Annotated in this window: 21 protein-coding genes; 10 read left to right on the forward strand and 11 right to left on the reverse strand. The window is 73.6% G+C overall.

Features of this window, described 5'->3' with window-relative positions; genetic code table 11:
• Positions 1 to 24 precede the first annotated feature (24 nt).
• Together J7I94_RS07155 and J7I94_RS07160 are read right to left on the reverse strand one after the other, a co-directional pair.
• Positions 25 to 945, reverse strand: a complete 921-nt coding sequence (locus J7I94_RS07155) for an amidohydrolase family protein (RefSeq protein ID WP_215166004.1) — start codon at positions 943 to 945, stop codon at positions 25 to 27.
• 330 nt (positions 946 to 1,275) lie between these two features.
• The gene (locus tag J7I94_RS07160) at positions 1,276 to 2,301 is read right to left on the reverse strand and encodes an amidohydrolase family protein (RefSeq protein WP_215166006.1); all 1,026 of its coding nucleotides are present in this window, start codon (positions 2,299 to 2,301) and stop codon (positions 1,276 to 1,278) included.
• A gap of 252 nt (positions 2,302 to 2,553) precedes the next feature.
• On the opposite strand from J7I94_RS07160, the gene J7I94_RS07165 reads away from it, so the two are divergent.
• From J7I94_RS07165 to J7I94_RS07180, 4 genes are all read left to right on the forward strand, one after another.
• Positions 2,554 to 5,568, forward strand: a complete 3,015-nt coding sequence (locus J7I94_RS07165) for a glycoside hydrolase family 38 C-terminal domain-containing protein (RefSeq protein ID WP_215166008.1) — start codon at positions 2,554 to 2,556, stop codon at positions 5,566 to 5,568.
• Positions 5,569 to 5,733: 165 nt separating this feature from the next.
• The gene (locus J7I94_RS07170; RefSeq protein ID WP_215166010.1) at positions 5,734 to 7,074 is read left to right on the forward strand and encodes an L-fuconate dehydratase; all 1,341 of its coding nucleotides are present in this window, start codon (positions 5,734 to 5,736) and stop codon (positions 7,072 to 7,074) included.
• Positions 7,071 to 7,835: an SDR family NAD(P)-dependent oxidoreductase gene (locus tag J7I94_RS07175; RefSeq protein WP_215166012.1), complete on the forward strand. Its 765-nt coding sequence runs from the start codon at positions 7,071 to 7,073 to the stop codon at positions 7,833 to 7,835. The genes J7I94_RS07170 and J7I94_RS07175 overlap by 4 nt, the downstream gene beginning before the upstream one ends.
• Entirely contained in the window at positions 7,832 to 8,815 is a 984-nt protein-coding gene (locus J7I94_RS07180) for an aldo/keto reductase (protein ID WP_215166014.1), read from the forward strand. Before J7I94_RS07175 ends, J7I94_RS07180 begins: the two co-directional genes overlap by 4 nt.
• On the opposite strand, the gene J7I94_RS07185 is transcribed toward J7I94_RS07180, so the two are convergent.
• Positions 8,803 to 10,224, reverse strand: coding sequence for a lipase maturation factor family protein (locus tag J7I94_RS07185; RefSeq protein ID WP_215166015.1), 1,422 nt, complete (start codon positions 10,222 to 10,224; stop codon positions 8,803 to 8,805). The two genes, J7I94_RS07180 and J7I94_RS07185, sit on opposite strands and share 13 nt — an antisense overlap.
• A 130-nt stretch (positions 10,225 to 10,354) precedes the next feature.
• Here J7I94_RS07185 and J7I94_RS07190 point away from each other — a divergent pair, with 130 nt between their 5' ends.
• Positions 10,355 to 12,445, forward strand: coding sequence for a SpoIIE family protein phosphatase (locus J7I94_RS07190; RefSeq protein ID WP_215166016.1), 2,091 nt, complete (start codon positions 10,355 to 10,357; stop codon positions 12,443 to 12,445).
• 43 nt (positions 12,446 to 12,488) lie between these two features.
• Positions 12,489 to 13,352 (forward strand): Fpg/Nei family DNA glycosylase, encoded by an 864-nt coding sequence (locus J7I94_RS07195; RefSeq protein WP_215166017.1) that lies wholly within the window; start codon positions 12,489 to 12,491, stop codon positions 13,350 to 13,352.
• A 13-nt stretch (positions 13,353 to 13,365) separates the two neighbouring features.
• Here the strand turns inward: J7I94_RS07195 and J7I94_RS07200 are convergent, their stop codons facing one another.
• The 3 genes from J7I94_RS07200 to J7I94_RS07210 all read right to left on the reverse strand — a co-directional run bounded on the left by J7I94_RS07200 (position 13,366) and on the right by J7I94_RS07210 (position 15,354).
• Positions 13,366 to 14,016, reverse strand: coding sequence for a zf-HC2 domain-containing protein (locus J7I94_RS07200; RefSeq protein ID WP_215166018.1), 651 nt, complete (start codon positions 14,014 to 14,016; stop codon positions 13,366 to 13,368).
• Between the two features lie 139 nt (positions 14,017 to 14,155).
• Positions 14,156 to 14,659: a hypothetical protein gene (locus J7I94_RS07205; RefSeq protein ID WP_215166019.1), complete on the reverse strand. Its 504-nt coding sequence runs from the start codon at positions 14,657 to 14,659 to the stop codon at positions 14,156 to 14,158.
• Positions 14,660 to 14,805: 146 nt separating this feature from the next.
• Complete coding sequence (locus J7I94_RS07210; protein ID WP_215166021.1) at positions 14,806 to 15,354, reverse strand: sigma-70 family RNA polymerase sigma factor; 549 nt, start codon at positions 15,352 to 15,354, stop codon at positions 14,806 to 14,808.
• Between the two features lie 230 nt (positions 15,355 to 15,584).
• Between J7I94_RS07210 and J7I94_RS07215 the strand changes: the two genes are divergently transcribed.
• Positions 15,585 to 16,772, forward strand: coding sequence for a CapA family protein (locus J7I94_RS07215; protein WP_215166023.1), 1,188 nt, complete (start codon positions 15,585 to 15,587; stop codon positions 16,770 to 16,772).
• 66 nt (positions 16,773 to 16,838) lie between these two features.
• On the opposite strand, the gene J7I94_RS07220 is transcribed toward J7I94_RS07215, so the two are convergent.
• Positions 16,839 to 17,309, reverse strand: coding sequence for a universal stress protein (locus J7I94_RS07220; RefSeq protein WP_215166025.1), 471 nt, complete (start codon positions 17,307 to 17,309; stop codon positions 16,839 to 16,841).
• A 150-nt stretch (positions 17,310 to 17,459) separates the two neighbouring features.
• Between J7I94_RS07220 and J7I94_RS07225 the strand changes: the two genes are divergently transcribed.
• Complete coding sequence (locus tag J7I94_RS07225) at positions 17,460 to 18,296, forward strand: polysaccharide deacetylase family protein (RefSeq protein ID WP_215166026.1); 837 nt, start codon at positions 17,460 to 17,462, stop codon at positions 18,294 to 18,296.
• 68 nt (positions 18,297 to 18,364) lie between these two features.
• Here J7I94_RS07225 and J7I94_RS07230 read toward each other — a convergent pair whose 3' ends face one another.
• A complete protein-coding gene (locus J7I94_RS07230) occupies positions 18,365 to 19,030 on the reverse strand; it encodes a class F sortase (protein WP_215166027.1) in 666 nt (221 codons plus the stop codon).
• Positions 19,031 to 19,363: 333 nt separating this feature from the next.
• On the opposite strand from J7I94_RS07230, the gene J7I94_RS07235 reads away from it, so the two are divergent.
• Positions 19,364 to 19,858 (forward strand): hypothetical protein, encoded by a 495-nt coding sequence (locus J7I94_RS07235; RefSeq protein ID WP_215166028.1) that lies wholly within the window; start codon positions 19,364 to 19,366, stop codon positions 19,856 to 19,858.
• A 144-nt stretch (positions 19,859 to 20,002) separates the two neighbouring features.
• Here the strand turns inward: J7I94_RS07235 and J7I94_RS07240 are convergent, their stop codons facing one another.
• The 3 genes from J7I94_RS07240 to J7I94_RS38960 form a co-directional block, all read right to left on the reverse strand.
• Positions 20,003 to 20,596 (reverse strand): hypothetical protein, encoded by a 594-nt coding sequence (locus tag J7I94_RS07240; RefSeq protein ID WP_215166029.1) that lies wholly within the window; start codon positions 20,594 to 20,596, stop codon positions 20,003 to 20,005.
• Positions 20,597 to 20,863: 267 nt separating this feature from the next.
• Positions 20,864 to 21,628, reverse strand: coding sequence for a DUF4239 domain-containing protein (locus J7I94_RS07245; RefSeq protein ID WP_215166030.1), 765 nt, complete (start codon positions 21,626 to 21,628; stop codon positions 20,864 to 20,866).
• Positions 21,629 to 21,644: 16 nt separating this feature from the next.
• Positions 21,645 to 21,776, reverse strand: a complete 132-nt coding sequence (locus J7I94_RS38960) for a hypothetical protein (protein ID WP_285442459.1) — start codon at positions 21,774 to 21,776, stop codon at positions 21,645 to 21,647.
• Positions 21,777 to 22,527: 751 nt separating this feature from the next.
• On the opposite strand from J7I94_RS38960, the gene J7I94_RS07255 reads away from it, so the two are divergent.
• The gene (locus J7I94_RS07255; protein ID WP_215166120.1) at positions 22,528 to 23,454 is read left to right on the forward strand and encodes an SCO0930 family lipoprotein; all 927 of its coding nucleotides are present in this window, start codon (positions 22,528 to 22,530) and stop codon (positions 23,452 to 23,454) included.
• Positions 23,455 to 23,568 lie beyond the last annotated feature (114 nt).

The raw sequence follows: 23,568 nt of genomic DNA on the forward strand, positions 1-23,568 counted from the left end.
TGCGGTGAGAGGGGACGGGGTCGCTCAGACGGTCTCTTCGGGCCAGTACAGGCTCATCGGGTTGGCGACCAGGAGCTTGTGCCGCTGTTCGGCGGTGGGGGCGATGTGCGGGATGTGGTCGACCAGCAGCCCGTCGTCGGGCATGTGGTCCTTGAGGTTGGGGTGCGGCCAGTCGGTGCCCCACAGCACCCGGTCCGGGAACTCCTCGACCGTGCGGCGACCGAAGGGCACCACGTCGGTGTACGCGTGGCGCTCGCCGTCCAGGGCGGCCGGGCCCGTGACGGTGAGGCGCTCGGGGCAGGTCACCTTGACCCACACGTCGTTACGGTCGACGAAGCGCAGGAAGCGGGAGAACTCCGGGCCGTCCACCGGCTTGGTCACGTCCGGGCGGCCCATGTGGTCCACGACCAGCGGGGCGGGCAGCGAGGAGAAGAAATCCTCCAGGTCGGGCAGGTCGACAGCCTCGAAGTAGAGGACGATGTGCCAGCCCAGCGGAGCGATCTTCGCCGCGATGGCGCGCAGGTCCTCCTCGGGCGAGGTGTCGACCAGGCGGCGCACGAAGTTGAAGCGCACGCCCCGGACCCCGGCCTCGTCCAGTTCCCGCAGTTCGGCGTCGGTGACGTCCGGGCGGACGGTGGCGATGCCGCGGGCCCGGCCGCCGGCGGCGCGCACGGCGTCCACCATGGCCGAGTTGTCCGCGCCGTGGCAGGTGGCCTGCACGATGACGTTACGGGAGAGACCCAGGTGGTCACGGAGCGCGAACAGGTCCTCCTTGCCGCCGTCGCAGGGCGTGTACTTCCGCTCCGGCGCGAAGGGGAACTCGGCCTGCGGTCCGAAGACGTGGCAGTGCGCGTCGACAGCCCCGTCCGGGAGCCGGAACTCCGGCTCGGACGGATCGGCGTACCAGTCGAGCCAGCCGGGGGTCTTGGGGGCGAGATCGGGCATTTCGGTCGTTCCTTTCACGAGCGGTCCCGGGGGCCGGGCCGGTGCGGCCGGTGCGGGGTGCTCGGTGCAAAGCTGCCGGGCCGGTACGGAGGTGCCGGGGAGCGTTCGGGCGGGGCGGGGCCGGCGTGCGGGGGCGAGGAGTCGCGGGGCCGCGGGGCGGCCCTGTGCACCGGCCCCGGGCAACGACGGCCGGGGAGGGGTCCGCGGGCCGGCCGGCGCGCGGGGGAGGCGGCGGGTCGGCGGCGCGAAGGGGAGCGGGGAGCAGCTGGGGGACGAGAGGGGAGCGGTCGGGCGGCGGGGGTGCGGGGTCGCGCCCCCGCCGCCCGGGGGTCAGCGGCCCTGGCTCTTGAGCAGGGCGTCGAGTCGAGGGTAGACGGTGCGCGCGTTGTGCTCCTGGATCGCCGACCGGTGCTCGGCGGGCAGCTTCGCCGCCTCGACGTAGCGCCGGGTGTCGTCGAAGTGGAAGCCGGTGCACGGGTCGATGTCGCGGACCGCGCCGATCATCTCGGAGGCGAAGAGGATGTTCTTCGGCGGTACGACCTCCAGGAGCAGGTCGATGCCCGGCTGGTGGTAGACGCAGGTGTCGAAGAAGACGTTGTCCAGGACGTGCTCCTCCAGCTCCGGCTTGCCCAGCGCCATCGCCAGGCCGCGGAACCGGCCCCAGTGGTAGGGCACCGCCCCGCCGCCGTGCGGGATGACCAGCTTCAGGGTGGGGAAGTCCTTGAACAGGTCGCCTTGGACGAGCTGCATGAACGCCGTGGTGTCGGCGTTGAGGTAGTGCGCGCCGGTGGTGTGGAAGGCGGGGTTCACGCTGGTACTGACGTGCACCATCGCCGGGATGTCGTACTCCGCCATCTTCTCGTAGACCGGGTACCACGAGCGGTCGGTGAGCGGGGGAGCCGTCCAGTGCCCGCCGGAGGGGTCGGGGTTCAGGTTGAGCGCGACGGCGCCGTACTCCTCGACGCAGCGGGTCAGCTCGGGGACGCAGGTGGCGGGGTCGACGCCCGGGGACTGCGGCAGCATGGCCGCCATGGCGAACCGCTCCGGGTAGAGGCGGCTGACCCGGAAGCACAGCTCGTTGCAGATCGACGCCCACTCGGCCGAGGTCTTGAAGTCGCCGACGTGATGTGCCATGAAGGACGCCCGCGGGGAGAACACCGTCAGATCGATGCCGCGCTCGTCCATCAGGCGCAGCTGGTTCGACTCGATGCTCTCGCGCAGTTCGTCGTCACCGATCTCCAGGTCGGCGCGCGAGGGCGCGGACGCGGGGTCGTCGAGTCCGGCGATCTGCCGGTCGCGCCAGGCCGCCAGCGCCCCGGGAGCGGTGGTGTAGTGGCCGTGGCAATCGATGATCATGGCTGTTCCTGACTGCTGTGAGGAGTCGCCCCGGCGTCTGTGACGGGGCGCGGACCAGGTTCAACGTAACGGCCGACGAAATTGTTGACAATATGTTCCGGCAAAGTTTCCGTCCGGGAGCGGCGGACCGGACGCCGGGACACGCGGGCCGCGCGGTTCGGACCGGGCACGGCGGGGGAGCTCAACCCTCGTCCGCCCGTCACCGTGACCCACGTCCTGGCAACCGCCCGCTCCCGAACCACGGAGACCCGCATGCATGACGACCGAAGCCTGGTCGAAGCCCGCCTCAGGCGCGTCCTCGACGAACGCGTCCGCCCCGCCCTGTACCCCGAGTCCGTACCGCTGGACGTGACCGTCTGGCACGCCCCCGGCGAGCCCGTCCCGGTCGCCGAGGGCCTGGCCGCCGAGGGGGAACCCGTCGCGCCGGGCGCCCGCTGGGGCGCCCCCTGGGGGACGAGCTGGTTCCGCGTGACCGGTACCGTCCCCGAGCGCTGGGCCGGGAAGACCGTCGAGGCCCTGCTCGACCTCGGCTTCGACGGGAACATGCCCGGCTTCCAGTGCGAGGGCCTGGTGTACCGGCCCGACGGCACCCCGGTGAAGGGCCTCAACCCCCGCAACCAGTGGGTCCGCATCGGCACCCCCGCCCAGGGCGGCGAGCAGGTCCGCCTGCACGTCGAGGCCGCCTCCAACCCCGTGATCCTCGGCCCCCGCGGCTTCCTGCCGACCCCGCTCGGCGAGAAGGAGACCGCGGGCACCGAACCGCTGTACACCCTGGCCCGCATGGACCTCGCCGTCCTCGACGAGACGGTCTGGAACCTCGTGCTCGACCTGGAGGTGCTGGGCGAGCTGATGGCCGAGCTGCCCGCCGACTCCCAGCGGCGGTACGAGATCCTGCGCGCCGTCGGCCGGGCCCTGGACCTCCTCGACCTCCAGGACGTCAACGGCACCGCCGCCCGCGCACGTGAACAGCTCACCGGCGTCCTGTCCGCGCCCGCCGCCCCCTCCGCCCACCGGATCAGCGCGGTCGGCCACGCCCACATTGACTCGGCGTGGCTGTGGCCGCTGCGCGAGACCGTCCGCAAGGTCGCCCGCACCACCGCCAACATGACCGCGCTGCTGGAGGACGAGCCGGACTTCGTCTTCGCCATGTCGCAGGCCCAGCAGTGGGCGTGGGTGCGCGACCACCGGCCCGAGGTGTGGGCGCGGGTGAAGAAGGCGGTGGCGGACGGCCGGTTCGTGCCGGCCGGCGGCATGTGGGTGGAGTCGGACACCAACATGCCCGGCTCCGAGGCGATGGCCCGGCAGTTCGTGCACGGCAAGCGGTTCTTCCTGGACGAGTTCGGCATCGAGAACGACGAGGCGTGGCTGCCCGACACCTTCGGCTTCGCCGCAGGGCTCCCGCAGATCATCAAGGCGGCCGGCTCCAAGTACCTGCTGACGCAGAAGATCTCCTGGTCCCAGACGAACCGGTTCCCCCACCACACCTTCCGCTGGGAAGGCATCGACGGCACCCGGATCTTCACCCACTTCCCGCCCGTCGACACCTACAACTGCGCCATGACCGGCGCCGAACTCGCCCACGCCGCACGCAACTTCAAGGACAAGGGCACCGCCCGCCACTCCCTCGCGCCGACCGGCTTCGGCGACGGCGGCGGCGGCACCACCCGCGAGATGGTCGCCCGGGCCGCCCGCCTGCGCGACCTGGAAGGCTCCGCCACGGTCACCTGGGACACCCCGCGCGCATTCTTCGAGAAGGCCGCCGCCGAGTACCCCGAACCACCCGTGTGGGTGGGCGAGCTGTACCTCGAACTGCACCGCGCCACCCTCACCAGCCAGGCCAAGACCAAGCAGGGCAACCGCCGCAGCGAACACCTGCTGCGCGAGGCCGAACTGTGGGCGGCGACGGCCGCCGTACGCACCGGTTCCCCCTACCCGTACGAGGACCTGGACCGCCTGTGGAAGACGGTCCTGCTCCACCAGTTCCACGACATCCTGCCCGGCTCCTCCATCGCCTGGGTGCACCGCGAGGCCCGCGCCGCCTACGACCGCGTCGCCGGGGAGCTGAACGGCATCATCGACGCCGCCCAGCGCGCCCTGGCCGGCGAGGGCGGCACGCCCCTCCTCTTCAACGCCGCCCCGCACCCCCGCCACGGCGTCGCGGCCGGCGGCGCGGGCACCCCCGTCGCCGAGGGGAGCACCCGCCTCACCCCGCGCCCCGGCGGCGGTCACGTCCTGGACAACGGGCTGCTCCGGGCCGAGATCGACGACCGGGGCCTGGTCGTCTCCGTGTACGACATCGAGGCCGACCGCGAGACCGTCGCCCCCGGCACGGCGGCCAACCTCCTCCAGCTCCACCCCGACCTCCCGAACAAGTGGGACGCCTGGGACGTCGACGCCTTCTACCGCAACACGGTCACCGACCTGACCGGCGCCGACTCGGTGACGGCCGGCGAGCACGGCGCCTCGGTACGGGTGGTGCGCTCCTTCGGGTCGTCGACGGTCACCCAGGTGCTGACACTCCCGCCGGGGCAGCGGCGGCTGGAGGTGGACACCGAGGTGGACTGGCACGAGACGGAGAAGTTCCTGAAGCTGGCCTTCCCGCTCGACCTGCACGCCGAACGGTACGCCTCCGAGACCCAGTTCGGGCACGTCCACCGCCCCACCCACACCAACACCTCCTGGGAGGCGGCCAAGTTCGAGGTGTGCAACCACCGGTTCGTCCACCTGGAGGAACCCGGCTTCGGCGTCGCACTCGTCAACGACTCCACCTACGGCCACGACGTCACCCGCACCGTCCGCGCCGACGGGGGCACGACCACCACGGTCCGGGCGTCGCTGCTGCGGGCCCCGCGCTTCCCCGACCCCGAGACCGACCAGGGCACCCACCGCTTCCGGCACGCCCTGGTGCCGGGCGCGACCGTCGGCGACGCGGTCCGCGAGGGCTGGCGGATCAACCTGCCCGAACGGCGCCTCACCGGCGCCGGCGAGGTCGCCCCGCTGGTCACGGTCGACCGGGACGCGGTGGTGATCACCGCCGTCAAGCTCGCCGACGACGGCAGCGGGGACGTGGTGGTCCGCTTCCACGAGGCGCACGGCGGCCGGGCCCGGGCCACGCTGACGGCCGGGTTCGCGGTCGCCGGCGTCACGGTGACCGACCTGCTGGAGCGGCCGCTCACCGGAGCAGCCGCGCCGGAGACGGACGGTGAGCGGATCACCGTACGGCTGCGGCCGTTCCAGTTGGTGACGCTGCGGCTGCGGCGGGCGTAGCGCGGGGGGCACTGACCCGGCTCGTTCGGCGGGCCGGGCCAGTGGTCCGATGACTTTGCCGTCCGAATGAGGAGGTAGCAGGCATTTCGGCGGTACGAGGGGTGTTCGTCGGATCAATAGGTCTGATAAATATGCGGGACCTGGTCGCTCACCCCGAGGAGCCGCGTGCCCGCCACCGACGCCCGCATCACCGCCGTCGACACCTACGACATCCGGTTCCCCACCTCCCGTGAGCTGGACGGCTCCGACGCGATGAACCCGGACCCCGACTACTCGGCCGCCTACGTCGTCCTGCGCACCGACGGGGCGGGCGAACCGGAGGGGCACGGCTTCGCGTTCACCATCGGGCGGGGCAACGACGTCCAGGTCGCCGCGATCCACGCGCTGCGCCACCACGTGGTGGGCCGGTCCGTCGCCGAGCTGTGCGCCGACCCCGGCACGCTCTACCGCGACCTGACCTCGGACAGCCAGCTGCGCTGGCTGGGGCCGGAGAAGGGCGTGATGCACATGGCGATCGGCGCGGTCGTCAACGCCGTCTGGGACCTGGCCTCCAGACGGGCCGGCAAGCCCCTGTGGCGGCTGCTCGCCGACGCCGACCCCGAGTGGCTGACCGGCCAGATCGACTTCCGGTACCTCACCGACGCGCTCACCCCCGACGAGGCCCTGGACCTGCTGCGCCGGGGCCGCAAGGGCGCCGCCGAGCGCGCCGGGCACCTGCTGGCCACCGGCTACCCCGCCTACACCACCTCCCCGGGCTGGCTCGGCTACGACGACGCCAAGCTCACCCGGCTCGCCGCCCGGGCCGTCGCCGACGGCTTCCGGCAGATCAAGCTCAAGGTCGGCGCCGACCTCGACGACGACATCCGGCGCTGCCGGGTCGCCCGCGCGGTCATCGGCCCGGACGTGCGCCTCGCCCTCGACGCCAACCAGCGCTGGGACGTCCCCGAGGCCGTCCGCTGGACCAACGCGCTCGCCGGGTTCGACCCCTACTGGATCGAGGAACCCACCAGCCCCGACGACGTGCTGGGCCACGCCGCCGTCCGCCGGGCCGTCGCCCCGGTGAAGGTGGCCACCGGCGAACACGCCCAGAACCGGGTGGTGTTCAAACAGCTCCTCCAGGCCGGCGCCCTCGACATCGTGCAGATCGACGCCGCCCGGGTCGCCGGCGTCAACGAGAACCTCGCGATCCTGCTGCTCGCGGCGAAGTACGGCGTCCCGGTCTGCCCGCACGCCGGCGGCGTGGGCCTGTGCGAACTCGTCCAGCACCTGGCGATGTTCGACTACGTGGCGCTGTCCGGCACCACCGAGGACCGGGTCGTCGAGTACGTCGACCACCTGCACGACCACTTCCTCGACCCGGTGGTGATCCGCGAGGGCCGCTACACGGCACCCACCGCGCCGGGCTTCTCGGCCGCCCTGCGGCCCGAGTCGATCGCCCGGTACACCTACCCCGGCGGCGCCTTCTGGGCCGCCGACGCCGAGCGGACCGAAGGGCGGACGGCATGACCGGCACCAACGACTTCGCGGGCCTCAGGGCCCTGGTGACCGGCGGGGGCTCCGGCATCGGCCGGGCCACCGCCGAACTGCTTGCCCGGCGCGGCGCGGCCGTCGCCGTCCTCGACCTCGACATATCGACGGTGGGCGAGCCGGTCCTCGCCCACCGGGCCGATGTCACCGACGACGCCTCCGTACGCGCCGCGGTCACCGCCGCCGCCGGCGCGCTCGGCGGCCTGGACGTCCTCGTCAACAACGCGGGCATCGGCGCCCAGGGCACCGTCGAGGACAACGACGACGCCGAGTGGCACCACGTCCTGGACGTCAACGTGATCGGCATGGTCCGGGTGGCCCGCGCCGCGCTGCCCCACCTGCGCCGGTCCGCGCACGCGGCGATCGTCAACACCTGCTCCATCGCGGCCACCGCCGGGCTGCCCCAGCGGGTGCTGTACAGCGCGACCAAGGGGGCGGTCCAGTCCCTCACCCTCGCCATGGCGGCCGACCACGTCCGCGAGGGCATCCGCGTCAACTGCGTCAACCCCGGCACGGCCGACACCCCGTGGATCGGCCGCCTGCTGGAGAGGGCCCCCGACCCGGCCGCCGAGCGGGCCGCGCTGGAGGCCCGCCAGCCCACCGGCCGCCTGGTCGGTGCCGACGAGGTCGCCGGCGCCATCGCCTACCTGGCGAGCCCGCGCTCCGGCGCCACCACCGGCACCGCGCTCGCCGTGGACGGCGGCATGCAGGGCCTGCGACTCCGCCCGGCGGGCGCGTGAACACGCTGGGCGCCAGTGGCGTCCCCGTCAGCCCCCTCGCCCTCGGCTGCGCCGCCCTCGGCAACCTCTACACCGAGGTCGGCGAGGAGCAGGCGGCGCAGACCGTCCGGGCCGCCTGGCAGCGGGGCGTGCGCCACTTCGACACCGCCCCGCACTACGGCCTCGGCCTCTCCGAACGGCGCCTGGGCGCGGCCCTGCGCGAGTGCCCCCGCGACGCGTACACGCTCTCCACCAAAGTGGGCCGCCGGCTGGAGGCGACCGAGGCGGACGGCGACGACCTGGCCCACGGTTTCGCCGTGCCCGCCACCCACCGCCGGGTCTGGGACTTCACCGCCGACGGGGTGCGCCGCACCCTGGAGGCCAGTCTGGAACGGCTCGGCCTGGACCGGGTCGACGTCGTCTACCTGCACGACCCCGACGACCACGCAGAGCAGGCGTTCCGGGAGGGGTACCCGGCCCTGGAACGGATGCGGGCCGAGGGGACGGTCGGGGCGATCGGCGCGGGCATGAACCGCACCGCGCTGCTGACCCGCTTCGTCAACGACACCGACGTCGACGTGGTGCTGTGCGCCGGCCGCTACACGCTGCTCGACCAGAGCGCGCTGGACGACCTGCTCCCGGCCGCCGCGGCACGCGGCACCTCCGTCGTCGTCGGCGGGATCTTCAACTCCGGCCTGCTGGCCGACCCGAGGCCCGGGGCGTCGTACGACTACGCCCGGGCCCCGGCCGGCGTGCTGGAGCGCGCGCTGCGGCTGAAGTCGCTCGCCGAACGGCACGGCACCTCCCTGCGGGCCGCGGCGCTCGCCTTCAGCGCCGCCCACCCGGCCGTCGCGAGCGTCCTGGCGGGCGCCCGCTCGGCCGCCGAGGTCCACGACTGCGCCGACCGGTTCGCCGAGCCCGTACCCGCCGCGTTCTGGCGGGAGCTGAAGGAGACCGGGCTGCTCCCCGAGGCCGCCCCCGTGCCGGACTACGACCGGTGAGCCGTGCCTGTCAGCCGGGTCGGCGGCAGGTACTCGCGTACGTACGTCCGCTCCCAGCAGGCGCCCGTCTCCCTCAGTTCCCGCCAGGTCGTGTACCGGTAGCGGAAGAGGCGGGCCCGGACGTGGCGCGGTGGCGCGTCCGGCGGGAACGGTGAGCGGCGCAGCAGCCGCAGGGTGTTCCGGTCGTTCTCCAGCAGCCGTTCCACCAGCGCGGCGAACCACGTCCCGGCGTACGCGGGCGACAGCGCGGCGAACCACATCATCCAGTCCAGGCGCAGATGGTAGGGGGCGAACTGGCGCGGCCAGCGCCGCGGGTCGCCCGGCTTGCCCTTGAACTCGTACTCCCGCCAGTCCCCGTCCGGGCGCGGCACCTCGTCGGCGGTGCCCTCGATCACCACCTCGTACCGCACCCGGCTGACGCTGCCGAACGCGCCGTAGGTGTTGACCAGGTGCAACGGGTCGAAGGAGCGGTTCATCACCTGCTGCCGGGAGAGCATGTTGGCGACCGGGCGGTAGCTGAGCGCCAGCAGCAGCGCGGCCACCGCCAGGACCACGGCCTCGTACCAGAGCGGTGTCCCGGGGAGGGCCGGGGGACGGGACGGGAAGCGGACCGCCGGCAGGGCCAGCACGATCGTGATCCAGTTCAGCCAGGAGAAGTTGCCCGAGAGCACCAGCCACAACTGGGTGACGATCATCAGCGCGGCGGCGACGCCGGCCACCGGCTGCGGAGTGAACAGCAGGAAGGGGACGACGAGCTGGGTGACGTGGTTGGCGGCCACCTCGACGCGGTGCAGGGGCTTGGGAAGGTGGTGGAAGAACCAGCTCAGCGGGCCCGGCATCGGCTGGGTCTGGTGGTGGTGGTCCAGACAGGTCAGCTTGCGCCAGCACTCGTCGCCGCGCATCTTGATCAGCCCCGCCCCGAACTCGACCCGGAACAGCAGCCAGCGCAGCAGGAACAGCACCACGACCGGCGGGGCCACCTCGTCGTTGCCGAGGAACACGGCGACGAAGCCGGTCTCAAGCAGCAGCGACTCCCAGCCGAAGCCGTACCAGGTCTGCCCGACGTTCACGATCGACAGGTACAGCGCCCAGGGCACCAGCCACAGCAGCATCGCCGCCCACAGCGGCACCAGCGCGTCCGCCCCCGCCAGCAGCGCCACCGCCACCGCGCAGCCCGTCCAGGCGCAGCCGGCGAAGAGCCGGTCCGAATAACGCCACTGGAACAGGCTCGGTGCCCGCCTGAACGGCACCCGCTCGACGAACCGGGGCACCGGCAGCATGCCGCGCTCGCCGATCAGCGCCCGGAACTGGAGGGCCGCCGTCAGGAACGCCACCAGGTACACGGCGGCCAGCGCCTTCTGGAAGACCAGCCGGCCGACCCAGTAGTCAGGTGCGGTGAACCATTCCACGGCCGTACGCTCCTTCGTTCGTTCCGCGCGGGGTCACGGTTACCCTCCCTCAGGTCCCCGTCCCCGGGTCACCCTCCCCGGGCGGACCGAACGAGTCGAAGAAATGGGCAAATGCTGACAAGGTGGGCTCATGGCTGAACGGGGAGCGAGCGAGCTGTCCCTCCCGGACGACTGGCCCGCCCACCCGGACCCGATCCTGGCGCTCAACCGCATAGGCAGCTTCGACTGGGACCTGGTCAGCGGCCTGTTCCACATGGACGCCCAGGCCCACGAGGTCTTCGACCTGCGCCCGGACGAGTACGACGGACGCGCGGAGTCGCTCTCCGTGCGCGTCCCCCGCCCGGAGAGCACCCGCCTGGACGCCCTGGTCGCCCAGGCCATCAAGGACGGCAGCGAGAACTACGGCACCTACTTCCGGCTGCGCCTGCGCGACGGCCGGCTGCGCTGGACCCACACCCAGGGCTACATCCGGCGCGACGAGACCGGCCGGCCCTACCGGGTCATCGGCATCGTGCGGGACGCCACCCGGGAACTGAGCGAGATCGAGTCGCACCGCGAACGGGCGATCCGGGACGAGGCACGCCGCCGGCAGACCGACGTCGTGGAGACCGCCACCGCCGCCCTCGCCCACGCCCGCACCGTGGACGACGTCATCGAGGTCCTGAGGGACACCAACGGCCTCACCCGGCTGGGCGCCACCAGCCTGGTCATGGGCCTGGTGGAGGCGGGCCGCATCCGGCTGGTCGCCGACGGCCCCGACAACAGCTTCGTCCCCGGCACCCGTGTCACCCGGATCGACGAGCCCTACCCGATGAGCGAGGTGGTGCGGACCCTGGGGCCGCGGTTCATCGAGTCGCCGGAGGAGTTCGCCGAGCGCTACCCCGTGCTGTGGCCGCACATCACCCACCTGGACATCACCTCGGCCGCCTATCTGCCGCTGATCGCGCAGGCCCGCCCGGTCGGCGCCATCGGCCTGCTCTACAGCGACCGGTACGGCTTCTCGCCCGAGGACCGCAACGTGCTGGTCGCCCTGGGCAGCAGCATCGCCCAGAGCCTGCAGCGGGCCATGCTCTACGAGCAGGAGATGGACCTCGCCGCCGGCCTCCAGCAGGCCATGCTGCCGCGCACCATCCCCTCCGTCCCCGGCTGCGACGTCGCCGTCCGCTACCGCGCCGCCACCATCGGCGGGACACTCGGCCGCGACATCGGCGGCGACTGGTACGACCTGATCCCGCTGCCCGGCGGGCGGGTCGGCGCCGTCATCGGCGACGTCCAGGGCCACGACACCCACGCCGCCGCCGTCATGGGCCAGCTGCGGATCGTGCTGCGCGCCTACGCCGCCGAGGGGCACACCCCCGCCACCGTGATGGCCCGGGCCTCCGTCTTCCTCCACGAACTGGACACCGACCGCTTCGCCACCTGCCTGTACGCCGAGGCCGACCTGACCACCGGCGTCGTCCAGGTGGTGCGCGCCGGGCACATCGACCCGCTGGTGCGGGACCCGGACGGCACCTGCCGCCGGGTCCCCGTCGCCGGCGGGCTGCCGCTCGGCCTGTCCGCCGAGTTCGGACGGCTCGACTGTCCCGTCTCCACCCTCGAACTCGACCCCGGCTCCACCCTGGTGCTGTGCACCGACGGCCTGGTCGAGCAGCCCGGCACCGACCTCGGCGACGGCGTACGGGCGCTGGCCGCGACGGTCGCCTCGGGGCCGTCCGACGTCCGGGAACTGGCCGACCTGCTCATCCGGGAGGCCGAGGAGCGCGGCGGCGAGGACGACGTGGCCCTGCTCCTGCTGCGCCGCCGCGGCCTGGAGGCCCCGCGCTCGCACGGCCGGCTCCAGCAGCACGTGGCCCCCGGCGACCCCGAGGCGCTCGCCGAGGCCCGCCATCTGATCCGGGCCGCGGTGCGGGCCTGGGGCGCCGGGGAGCACGGCGACGAGATCGAACTCGTCGCCGACGAGCTGATCACCAACGCGCTGATGCACACCGAGGGCGCCGCGGTCCTCACCCTGCGGTTCCTCACCGGCGCCGACCGCCGGCTGCGGATCGAGGTCGAGGACTCCTCCAGCGCCCTGCCGCGCCGCCGCGACGCGGGCGAGTCCGGCGTCTCCGGGCGGGGGCTGCTGCTGGTGGAGACGCTGGCGGACGGGTGGGGCGTGGAGGCGCGGGGCGGCGGCAAGTGCGTGTGGTCGGAGTTCCTGGTGCGGGGGCCGCGGGCGTGAGGTGCGAGGTGGCACTGTCGGTCCCCGGTGGCACTCTGGACACATGCCCGAACTGCCCGAGGTCGAGGCGCTCCGACAGTTCCTGACCGAGCACCTCACCGGCCACGAGATCGTCCGCGCCCTGCCCGTGGCGATCAGCGTCCTGAAGACCTACGACCCGCCGCTCACGGCCCTTCAGGGACACGCCGTGACGGCCGTGCACCGGCACGGCAAGTTCCTCGACCTGGAGACCGACGGCGGCCCGCGGCTGGTGACCCACCTGGCCCGGGCCGGCTGGCTGCACTGGAAGGACCGCCTCCCCGACGGCGTCCCCCGCCCCGGCAAGGGGCCCCTCGCCCTGCGCGTCGCGCTGGAGACCGGCGCCGGGTTCGACCTGACGGAGGCGGGCACGCAGAAACGCCTCGCCGTGTACGTCGTCCGGGACCCGGCCGAGGTGCCCGGCGTGGCCCGGCTCGGCCCGGACCCGCTCGCCGACGACTTCGACGAGGCCCGCCTGGCCGCCCTGCTGCACGGCGAACGGCGGCAGCTCAAGGGGGCGCTGCGCGACCAGAGCCTGATCGCCGGCGTCGGCAACGCCTACAGTGACGAGATCCTGCACGCGGCGCGGATGTCCCCCTTCAAACTGGCCGCGTCCCTCACCCCGGAGGAGCTGAGCGCGCTCTACGCGGCCCTGCGGGAGACGCTCACCGAGGCGGTCGAGCGCTCCCGGGGCGTGGCGGCCGGGCGGCTGAAGGCCGAGAAGAAGAGCGGCCTGCGCGTCCACGGCCGTACCGGTGAGCCCTGCCCGGTCTGCGGCGACACCGTCCGCGAGGTCTCCTTCAGCGACTCCTCGCTCCAGTACTGCCCGACCTGCCAGACGGGCGGCAAGCCACTGGCGGACCGGAGGCTGTCCCGGCTGCTGAAGTGACCCCGCCGACGGCCTACCGGGCGGAGAGGGTGACCAACCGCTCCCCGCCCGACGTCCGTACCTCGTACCGGGCGATCTGGTCCGGATGCAGCGCGGCGCCACCGCGCACGGTGGTGGGCCGGGTGTCGTGCCCGGGTACGCTCCAGCCGGCGACGGTCGTCTCGGAGCCGTCCCGGCCGACGGCGACGAGCCGGCAGGGCCGGGGGCCCGCCCCGTCCTTGACCTCGATCTCGACGCCGCTGCCCCAGGGCCGGTTCTCGGCGGTCACCCGGGCCCACACCCCCGACCGCTCGTCGGTGGCGGCCACCCGCACCGCGCCCTCGCCCCGCGTCGCGAGCAGCGCGGCGCCGGGCGCGGCCACCGCGCACACCAGCGCCGCGGCCGTGGCGCCCCACAGCCTGCGGCGGGCGGCCCGGTGCCGCGCGGCCACCTCGGACAGCAGCCGGCCGAGGAGCAGGGGGCCGGGCCCGGCGAAGGGGTGCACGGCGCGCGGGGTGGCCCCGCGGTACAGCAGCAACTGCCGGGCCACCGGCCGCAGCCCGGTCACCGTCGCGGTGCAGCGGGGGCACCCCATGAGGTGGTCCTCGAAGCGGAACGCGTCCCGCTCGTCGAGGACACCGAGCGCGTAGGCGCCCGCGTCGCGATGCCTCTCCAGGGACCTCATGCCGCATTCCTCGTGCCGTCGGGTAGGGGTGGCTTCCTGCCCCCTCCGGTACGCAGGGCGCCGCCGAATCACTCAAGCGGCCGGCACCGTGATGCGGCGGGCCGAGCGCAACCGCCGAGCCTCGGAGCGCGCGGCAGGTCTAGAAGAGGTGGATGGCGAGGTGGCCGAGCGGCAGCCCCAGCTGCCACGCCGGGGTCCACACCTTCGGGCCCTCGTCCTCGCCGGTGGCGGGGGCGCCGCCCGGCACCGCGTTCAGGTCCGGCGCGAGCAGTTCGGTGTCCTGGAGCCAGCGCCAGGCCGCCCGCGCCAGGACCAGGTCGCCGTCCGGGCCGTCGTCGGCCGCGGTCTCGGCCAGCCGCTCGCGCACCCACTCCCGCCACGGCTGGTCGTACGCCGTCAGGGAGAGCCAGGTCTCCAGCCGGGAGACGACCTCGGCGCCGCACAGCTCGCCGTCGGTGTCGGACAGGAAGACGGTCAACGCCAGCGCGTAGCGCCCGGCGCGGAACTCGAAGGACGTGGGCGGCATCAGATCGCCGCCGCGCAGCAACTGGTCGGCGACGTACTCGGCGTACAACCACGCCATGGGGACGGTCAGTTCGTCCCCGCCGCTGCCGTCCGTGCCCTCGTGACCTCTGTGCAGCATCCCTTCCTGCCCTTCCTCCGGTGCGTGTGCGTCGCCCCACCCGGACCCTGCCGAGGGCCCCGTCCGGAACACGGATGAGGACAGCCGATTACCCAACCGGGGTCCACGGCAAGGCGCTTTACGGAGGCTTGACCCAGCGTCCGGTTTCATCGCAGGTCGGTGGCGTATCCCGGCAGCACCCGGCGCAGGGCGCGCAGTGCGTAGAACGCCCGGGACTTCACGGTACCCGCCGGTATGCCCAGGGCCGTCGCCGCTTCCGCCACACTCGCCCCTTGGAAATACACCAGCACCAGGACTTCACGGTGTTCCGGGGTGAGTGTCTTCACAGCCTCGCGCACATCGAGGGCGGCGGCGGCCTGCTCGGCGTGGTCCGCGCAGACGGGTGTGTTCTCCAGGGCCGCGTCACCGACCTCGGGCGGCCGGGCCTGCCGGGCCCGCCGCGCGTCGATCGCGAGGCGCCGGGCGACGGTGAGCAGCCAGGGCCGTACGGAGGCGAAGTCGTCGGCGCGCAGTGCCTCGGGATGCTGCCAGGCGCGGACGAGGGTCTCCTGGAGGAGGTCCTCGGCGCGCTGCCGGTCGCCGTCGCACAGCCGCAGCAGCAGCCCGAACAGCGGCCGGCCGTGCTCGCGCTGGAGCGCGGCGAGCTCGTGCTCGGCGGTCGTCGTCCCGTGGGTGAGGGTGGTTCCGGCCGTCATGGCCGTATGGCATCGCAGGGGGCGGCCGGGGGACAGGGCGGGCACACGGGTGTGCGGCGGACGGTCGATCGCGTCGACGAACGGTTCGACGAACGGTCGGTCACCCCCGTACGCGCACGCCGGACGGGCTAATGGGCGTGTCGGAGCCGCCCGAAAAGAGCCGGGACTTCTTACCTGTTTGTGTGTAAATCTGATTTTTATCCATGCGTGACCACACCCGGGGTGAACGGATGATCACACGCAGCCGACAGGTGGCCCTGGCCCTGACCGCCCTCCTCACGGCGGGCGCGGCCTGCCAGGCCCGCGGCCACGAGCCACCGCCGGACCGGCCGGCCCCGTCCCCCTCAGCGGCCTCGGGAGCCTCGGGGGCCGCTGCGGACAGGAGCGCCGGAGCCTTCACCCTGGTCGCCTCCGGCGACGTCCTGCCGCACGACTCGGTCATCGAGCGGGCCCGGTTCGACGCGGGCGGCAGCGGCTACGACTTCCGGCCGGTGCTGGCCGGCGTCGCCCCCGTCGTCTCCCGGGCCGACCTCGCCCTGTGCCACATGGAGACCGTGTACGGCGCGGACGGCGACTACTCCGGCTACCCCCTCTTCAAGTCCCCGCCCGAGGTGGCGGCGGGCCTCGCGGCCACCGGCTACGACGGCTGCTCCACCGCCTCCAACCACACCCTCGACGACGGCGCGGACGGCGTCCGCCGCACCCTGGACGCCCTCGACCGGGCCGGCGTACGGCACGCCGGGTCCGCGCGCACCGAGCAGGAGGCCCGCACCGTCACCGTCCTGCGGGCCGGTCACGCCCGCGTCGCCCACCTCGCGTACACCTACGACACCAACGGCCGCCCGCTGCCCGCCGGGCAGCCCTGGGCGGTGAACCTGATCGACGAGGAGCGCGTCCTCGCCGACGCCGCGACCGCGCGGCAGGCGGGCGCCGACGTGGTCGTGGTCTCCCTGCACTGGGGCACCGAGTGGCAGGAGGCGCCCGACGAGCGGCAGCGGTCGCTCGCCCGCTCGCTCACCGCCGCCCGCACCGCGGGCCGTCCCGACATCGACCTGATCATCGGCACCCACGCCCATGTCCCGCAGGCGTACGAGAAGGTCAACGGCACCTGGGTGGTCTACGGGATGGGCGACCAGATCGCCGGCGAGATGACCAACGACGCGGGGGCGCCCGATCCGCGCGGCAACCAGTCGACGATCGGCCGCTTCACCTTCGCGCCGCCCGCCCGGCCGGGCGCGCGCTGGGAGGTGACGAGGGCGGAGTTCGTGCCCCAGCTCTTCGACATCGACGCGGGGCGGGTGGTGAACCTCAACCGGGCGCTCGCGCAGGGCGCCGAGGTACGCGCCGTGCGCGACCGCATCCGGGACGTGGTGCTGGGGCGCGGCGCGGCGAAGGACGGGCTGGTGATGGGGGAGTAGCCCGACGGACTCCGGGCCGAGGGGACCCCGCAGAAAGGACGTCGGTGACGTGCCCCCGCGGCAGCCTCACGGCACGACCGTCACCGGCCAGCGGCCCGCCTTCACCAGCCGGATCGCGACGGAACCGACGATGCGGTGTCCGGCCTGTTCGGAGGCGCCCACCACGACGGCGTCCGCCTTCAGGTCGTCGGCCGCCTGCCGGAGGCCGTTGAACGGATCGCCACGGAACGTGTGGAACTCCCAGCGGACCTCGAATATCCCCTTGACCTGCTCGGCCGCCTCCCGGATGTGGGCGACCAGGTCCTCCGCGATCTCGTCGGTCGTCTCCGCGACCGGCGCCCCGAGCGACACCCCCGCCGCCAGCATCGGCTGCACGTACACCAGGGCGAGCAGCGCGTGCTGCCGCCGGGCCAGACCGCCGGCGTAGGCCGCCGCGCGGAGCGAGGAGGCCGACCCGTCCACGCCGACGACGATGACCTTGGGCCCGTCCGTGCCCCGCTCGAACTGATGGGAATGCTGCTGTTCCGGTTCCGTCACGCGGCGAGGTTATCGGAACGGGCGGACGCCGCCGGTAGGGGAGGCCCGGCAGGCCGGCGCCGGTCCGGCGCTGGTCCGGGCGGGTGGATTCGTGCCGCCGCCCCGGTGTCGCACTGGTGCGTCGGCCCGTGGCCGGGCGACTGATGAGTCATGAAGACGGATCAGTTGCTCACCCGGCGCGGGGCGTTGCTCGCCGGCGCTGCCGCGGTGGGGGCGGCCGGGACCGCCGGCGTGCTCGGGGCCCTGACCGGGAAGGCGCCGGTCGCGCCCCGCCCGGCCGCTCCCGGCCCTCCGGCACGCCGCGTGCTCAAGCCCTCCGCCTACCGCCTGCGGCCCCTGACCGGTCACGGCCCGCCGCGCACCGCCCTCTCCCCCGTCCCGGTCCGGCGCGAGCCGCTTCTGAACGTCCCCGGACGCGGCCGCGTCATGGTGCTGACCTTCGACGACGGCCCCGACCCCCGCTACACCCCCGAGATCCTGGACATCCTGGCCGAGTACGAGGTCCGCGCGATGTTCTTCGTGTGCGGCGAGATGGCCGTGGACAACAAGGAGCTGCTGGCCCGGATGGCCGACGACGGACACGTCGTCGGCAACCACACCTGGTCCCACCCGCTGCTCACCCGGCTCGGCCGCGCGGAGATCCGCTCCGAGATGGAGCGCACCGCCGAGGTCATCGACGCGGCCTTCGGTGAGCCGCCCCGCTGGTTCCGGGCGCCCTACGGGGCGTGGAACCGCGCCGCCTTCCAGCTCGGCGCCGAACTCGGCATGGAACCGCTCGCCTGGACCGTCGACACCCTGGACTGGACCACCCCCGGCACCCGCACCATCGTCGACCGGGTCGAGGACGGCGCCGCCCCCGGCGTCGTGGTGCTCTCGCACGACGCCGGGGGCGACCGTTCGCAGAGCGTGCGCGCCCTGCGTTCCTACCTTCCGAGCCTGCTGGACTCCGGGTACCACCTCACCGTTCCCCGGCGGCCCCACACCTGACGCCCGTGCGCCCGCCCGGCCGGGACTCCGCCCAGCGGATTCCGGTCGGCGGATTCCCGCGGTTCCTGTCAGCGGATTCCGGTCAGGCGGGCGAAGGCGACCACGTTCCCGGCGTATCCGTTCTGCTTGGAGAATCCGCCGCCGCAGGTGATGACGCGCAATTCCGGACTTCCCTTGGAGGCGTACACCCGGTCGCCGGGGAAATCGTCCTTCTCGAAGACCTCGATGCCGTAGATCTCGAACTCGGCGGTCTTTCCGTCCGCGCGGTCGATCTCGACCTTGTTCCCCTGCTTCAGGGCACCGAGTCCGTAGAAGACGGCCGGGCCCTGTTTGTTGTCGACATGCCCGACCACGACCGCTGTGCCCTTCTCCCCCGGCGAGACCGCGCCCGTGAACCAGCCGGCCAGATTCGGGTCCTCGGGCGGCGGCGCGCCGACCCAGCCGTCCGCGTCGAGGCCCACCGGCATCATCGGCGCGTCCACCTGGATGGCGGGAATCCGCACCCGGTCGGGTACCGCGTACGGCAGTGGCGCGAGGCCCTTCGGGACGGTGCCGCCCTCCGCGCGGCGGGCCTCGGCGGCCGCGGCCGACGCGGGCTGCGGCGGGCCGACGTCGAATTCCCCCGAACCGTTGCGAATGAGCGCGAGGCCGGTCAGCAGGACAAGAGCTATGACACCCCACGGAGCGCGCTTCCTGTGCCGCTCCTCCTCTTCGGCCAGCTCGGACGCAGACATTCGACATCCCCTCTCGACACAGCCGTCGCCGTGTCAGTCGCGCATACGGGAAACGCTAAGTGCCGTCCGGCGCGGCGGCGACGGGGCGGATGCGAACGGGTGGCTCCGCACGCGGCCGGTGAGCCATCCGAGGCGCCGGGTGCAGGAAATTTCTGACGGTCCGTGACCTGCGGTGATATCCACTGCCGAGGTTCCACCGCGCTACAGCCGCTCACCAGGACGGACCATCGCCGAAATGCGCCTGCCGTCGCACCAACTGAGGGTTTTTCCGGGAGGCGCTTTCTCGCCGATCGACCGGGGACGGGTCCCGGGGCGTCTTCCGCGGAGGATCACATGCGTAACTCCCGTGCCCTGGCGGCCGCAGGCGCCGCCGTCGTTGTTTCCGGGGTTCTCGGGCTCGCCGCTCCCACGGCCGTCGCGTGGGACACGCCGAGCAACATCGTGGCCCTGCCCAGCGTCATCGCCCGCGGCGGCCAGATGACCGTCACCGTCGACGGCTGCCCGCACGGCGGCACGATGACCTCGCGCGCCTTCCCGACCACCCACCTGACGCCGGTCCGGGGTGCCAACGAGACCTCCAAGGGCGTCGCCACCATCAACCGCGACGCCCGCCCCGGCTCCTACGAGATCAAGGTCAACTGCTCGGGCCGGACACTGACCCGGCCGGCCGCGTTCACCGTCATCGGCGGGGTGCGGGGCGGCATCGGCGGCAGCAACTCCAGCGGCGCGACGCCGGCCGACATGGCGATCGGCGGCGGGCTCGTCGCCGCGGCGGTGGCGGGCGGCGGGCTGTTCTGGATGCGCCGCCGGGCCGAGCGGCGCGTCTGACCGGTGTGCCCGGCGCCCGGCCGGGCCCCGCCTTCGGGGGGCGGGCTCCCGGGCGCCGAACGGAACCTCGCACAGGACGTCACCCCGGCTCCCCTCCTCGGGGAGCCGGGGTGACGTGTGGCGCGCGGACGCGGGAGGGCTCCGTCAGCCGCCGTCCTCGCCGGTGCGGCGGCGGGAGAGGTGGTACGCCGCGCCCACCGAGCCGGCGACGAGCAGCGCGCCGAGCCCGAGGTTCTTGAGGTCGAAGCCCGCCACGGTGCCGCCCTCGCCGGCGTGCACGCCCTTCTCCGGGTGCTCGTGACGCCCGTGCCCGGGGTGTTCCGGCGGCGGCGGTGGGGCGGTGGTGGGAGGCGGCGGCGACGTGGGTGTGGGCGTGGGGCTCGACCCGCCGGCGATGGTCAGGCCGGTCGTCCCGGTCGCCCCGTCGCAGCGGAACGCCACCTGGTGGACCGAGCCCGGTCTGGCGTCCCGGTCGACCACCGCGGTGGCCGACGTGTGCCTGGGGGGAATGGTCACCGGGTCGAACACCGGGGCGGAGACCGTCGCGGGGCCCTTGCAGCGGCCGTCGGCGCGGTCGACGATCAGGGTGACCTCGCCGCCCGCCGCGATGGTGGAGGGCAGGACGCGGAAACCGAACGGGGTGACGGTGCTGTCGCCGGCCGCGCCGGCGACCGGGACACAGGACGTGAGGGCGCAGGCGCCCAGCAGTGCGGCCGCAGCGACGGGTATCGCACGCATGAAGGATCCTCCGGGTCCCGAGGAGCAGTTGCGGACCTGTTCCGCTCGCGACGGACATGCACCTCGATGTCCGAAACGCTAGGAAGACGCGCGGACGGGCGCGATCGCAGTCGCGCGAATGGGGCAACGGGCTGGGCCGCCCAGGGGAAGGGCCGGACCGGCGGCACCCGTCGGCCGCCGCGCCCCTCCGCCCGGGCGGACGCCCTCAAGGACCCCTCAAGGACGCCCTCGGACGCCCTCGGACGCCCTCAGGACCTCAGGACGACCTCAGCTCGTGATGCCCGGGAAGAGTCCCAGGTACGGGTCGGTCGAGGCGCCGAAGCCTCGGCCGTAGGGGTCGTCGAAGTCCCAGATGAGGAAGAGCAGGAAGGCGATCAGCGCCGAGAACAGCCCTGCCAGCACCAGTTCGCGCGCGGTGCGCCGGATCTGCAGGGCGAAGATCATGCCGATGGTGACGACACCCCCGGTGATGAGCCCGAACCACACCACGCCCGGCATGGTCGACCCGGTCGACTCCGCCCGCGAGATACGGGCCTGGTCGGCGGCGCTCACCTGGTCCAGGAGCGGCTGGTAGGCCTGCGCCTCGAAGTCGGACCGGGGCTCGTAGTCCGTCACGTCCGCGCGGATCCGGTCGAGAAGCGCGGTGCCGCGCTCGGTGACGTCCCCGGTGTCGGCCATGGCCGGCCACTCGACGCTGACGACGTGTCCGACATAGGCATTGACATCGTCCCGAATCCGGTCGCGGACCTCGGGCGGATAGACCCGGACCCGCTCCGAGATCTCGTGCAGCGCCACCGCCTCCGCCTGGACGTGGTCCTGGGCCGCGCTGCGGGCCTCCCAGACGCCCGCGATGGCCAGACCCAGGACGATGGCGTACACCACGCCGATCCACATGGTCATGTACTCGATGACGTCCGGGGTCTCGGTGATGTCCTCGTCGTCCGCGGCCCTGCGGTGCCGTACGACGGTGATGACGACCACGACCGCGCAGGCGGCCAGCATCGCGAGGGTGAGAACAAGCCATTCCGGCAAGAGAAGCCTCCAGGGATCAGCGCGGGCGCAGGGCGACGACGGCGGCCAGCGCGGGGATCAGGATGAGCAGGACGAAGACGAGCGGGGACATGGCACCGTGCGTGGAGCGCGGCTGCTGCGGGGCGGAGCGGTAGCGCGGGTAGTGCACCGGGGTCAGGGACGGCGTGGGCGTGGGAGTGGGCGTGGCCGAGGTCGGCGGAGCCGACGGGCGCGGGGGCGCGGGCGCCGGGGTGGCGCTGGGGGCGGGCGGCCGGACGGGCGGCGGGGGCGCCGGACGCGGTGGCGCGGGCGGTTCGGGCTCGGGCGTGGGACGGGCCGGCGGGGACGGGGTCCGAGGAGGAGTGGGCTTCGGAGGCGGCGGTTCCGGGGACGGCGGCTTCGGAGTCGGCGGCTTCGGGGAGGGCGGCTTCGGCGGAGCGGGAGGCGTGGGCGTGGGGCTCGGCGTGGGCGGCGGGCACGGCGGGAACGTGGGCCAGGTGGCGCCGCTCCCGGCGAACGCCGCGGCCCGGCTGTCCCCCGGGCCGTTCGACACGTACGCGCACGCGTCCGCCGCCGCGGGTCCCGCCGGGGCGCCGACGAGTGCGAACACCAGCGTCGCCAGGGCCAACGTCCGTCCGGCAGGGGCGAGTCGGATCGGTTCGGGTCCATGCACGTGGCGAATCATCGAGGGTGCGGCGACGAGGCACGCCGAAATGTCACCGGATTGGCTCAAAGGAGGGACAGTGGCCGATCGGGTGTCCGTCGGCTCGTACGCGTGTATGGCCAAGTGCCCGGCACCGACGGGTCGCTGAAGAAACTGGTGCCTCCGTTTGAACGCCGACGGGTCGCCGGTCCGTACCCCATGCCGTGCGGAGGAGCGGAACTTCTCCGCACCACCCATACAAGGAGGGGGAGTGACGATGAGGACCTCGTGGCGGAACGCCTCACTCGTGGCGAGCGCCGCGGTGGTGCTGGCACTGACGACGGCGTGCGGTCAGGACGGCGGCACCACCGGCGCCGGCCAGAACGTGGGCGCCTCGGCCCAGCCCGGCGAGATCGGCAACGTCGGCGCCGGCCAGGGGCTCGAAGCGGGTGCCGGGGACGCGCGGTCGGCGAGCCCGGCCGCGGCCGGCAAGCTGTCCGTCACCACAGACGAAGCACTCGGCGAGCTGGTGACCGACGGCGACGGCCGCACCCTGTACCGCTTCGACGCGGACACCGCCGAGCCGCCCAAGACCACCTGCGAGGCGGACTGCGCCACGGCCTGGCCGCCGGTGGCCGCCGACGACGCGATCGCCGGCGAGGGCATCGACGAGTCCCTGCTCGGCGAGGTCACCCGCCCCGACGGGACCGAGCAGCTCACCATCGGCGGCTGGCCGGCGTACCGCTACGCCAAGGACACGGCCGCCGGGGACGTCAAGGGCCAGGGCGTGAACGGCAAGTGGTTCGCGCTCGCCGCCGACGGTACGAAGGCGGCCCGGCCCGGGCTCTCCACCCGTGAGGACCCGGAGCTGGGCGAGATCGTCGTCGACAAGGACGGGATGACCGTCTACCGCTTCCTGAAGGACGAGGCCTGGCCCGATCCGGTGTCCGCCTGCACCGGCGACTGCCTGAAGAAATGGCCGGTCGTCGCCCCGGTCGAGACCAATGACACCGAGGACGTCGAGAAGAAGGGCCTGATGAGCTTCACCCGGCCCGACGGGGCCGCCCAGCAGACCCTCGACTGCTGGCCGCTGTACACCTTCGCCGGCGACGAGGAGCCCGGCGACATCAACGGCCAGGGCGTCGGCGGCACCTGGTACGCCGTCGCCCCCGACGGAAAGGCGGTGGGCGCGCCACAGAAGTAACCGACCCTCCCCGCAGCCGGGCCGCCCCCTCCGTACCGGACGGAGGGGGCGGCCCGGCTGCGCTGCCCGCGGGCCCCTCCGCGTGCCGTCCGCGGCTGGCACGTGCCGGAGGCA

This window comes from Streptomyces sp. ISL-12, assembly GCF_018614415.1.
In the GTDB taxonomy this organism is placed as follows: Bacteria; Actinomycetota; Actinomycetes; order Streptomycetales; family Streptomycetaceae; genus Streptomyces.

Coding starts and splice junctions, on each gene's coding strand:
- J7I94_RS07155 (WP_215166004.1), bottom strand. CDS start 945: ATGCCCGATCTCGCCCCCAAGACCCCCGGCTGGCTCGACTGGTACGCC.
- J7I94_RS07160 (WP_215166006.1), bottom strand. CDS start 2,301: ATGATCATCGATTGCCACGGCCACTACACCACCGCTCCCGGGGCGCTG.
- J7I94_RS07165 (WP_215166008.1), top strand. CDS start 2,554: ATGCATGACGACCGAAGCCTGGTCGAAGCCCGCCTCAGGCGCGTCCTC.
- J7I94_RS07175 (WP_215166012.1), top strand. CDS start 7,071: ATGACCGGCACCAACGACTTCGCGGGCCTCAGGGCCCTGGTGACCGGC.
- J7I94_RS07190 (WP_215166016.1), top strand. CDS start 10,355: ATGGCTGAACGGGGAGCGAGCGAGCTGTCCCTCCCGGACGACTGGCCC.
- J7I94_RS07195 (WP_215166017.1), top strand. CDS start 12,489: ATGCCCGAACTGCCCGAGGTCGAGGCGCTCCGACAGTTCCTGACCGAG.
- J7I94_RS07200 (WP_215166018.1), bottom strand. CDS start 14,016: ATGAGGTCCCTGGAGAGGCATCGCGACGCGGGCGCCTACGCGCTCGGT.
- J7I94_RS07205 (WP_215166019.1), bottom strand. CDS start 14,659: ATGCTGCACAGAGGTCACGAGGGCACGGACGGCAGCGGCGGGGACGAA.
- J7I94_RS07210 (WP_215166021.1), bottom strand. CDS start 15,354: ATGACGGCCGGAACCACCCTCACCCACGGGACGACGACCGCCGAGCAC.
- J7I94_RS07215 (WP_215166023.1), top strand. CDS start 15,585: ATGATCACACGCAGCCGACAGGTGGCCCTGGCCCTGACCGCCCTCCTC.
- J7I94_RS07225 (WP_215166026.1), top strand. CDS start 17,460: ATGAAGACGGATCAGTTGCTCACCCGGCGCGGGGCGTTGCTCGCCGGC.
- J7I94_RS07230 (WP_215166027.1), bottom strand. CDS start 19,030: ATGTCTGCGTCCGAGCTGGCCGAAGAGGAGGAGCGGCACAGGAAGCGC.
- J7I94_RS07235 (WP_215166028.1), top strand. CDS start 19,364: ATGCGTAACTCCCGTGCCCTGGCGGCCGCAGGCGCCGCCGTCGTTGTT.
- J7I94_RS07240 (WP_215166029.1), bottom strand. CDS start 20,596: ATGCGTGCGATACCCGTCGCTGCGGCCGCACTGCTGGGCGCCTGCGCC.
- J7I94_RS07255 (WP_215166120.1), top strand. CDS start 22,528: ATGAGGACCTCGTGGCGGAACGCCTCACTCGTGGCGAGCGCCGCGGTG.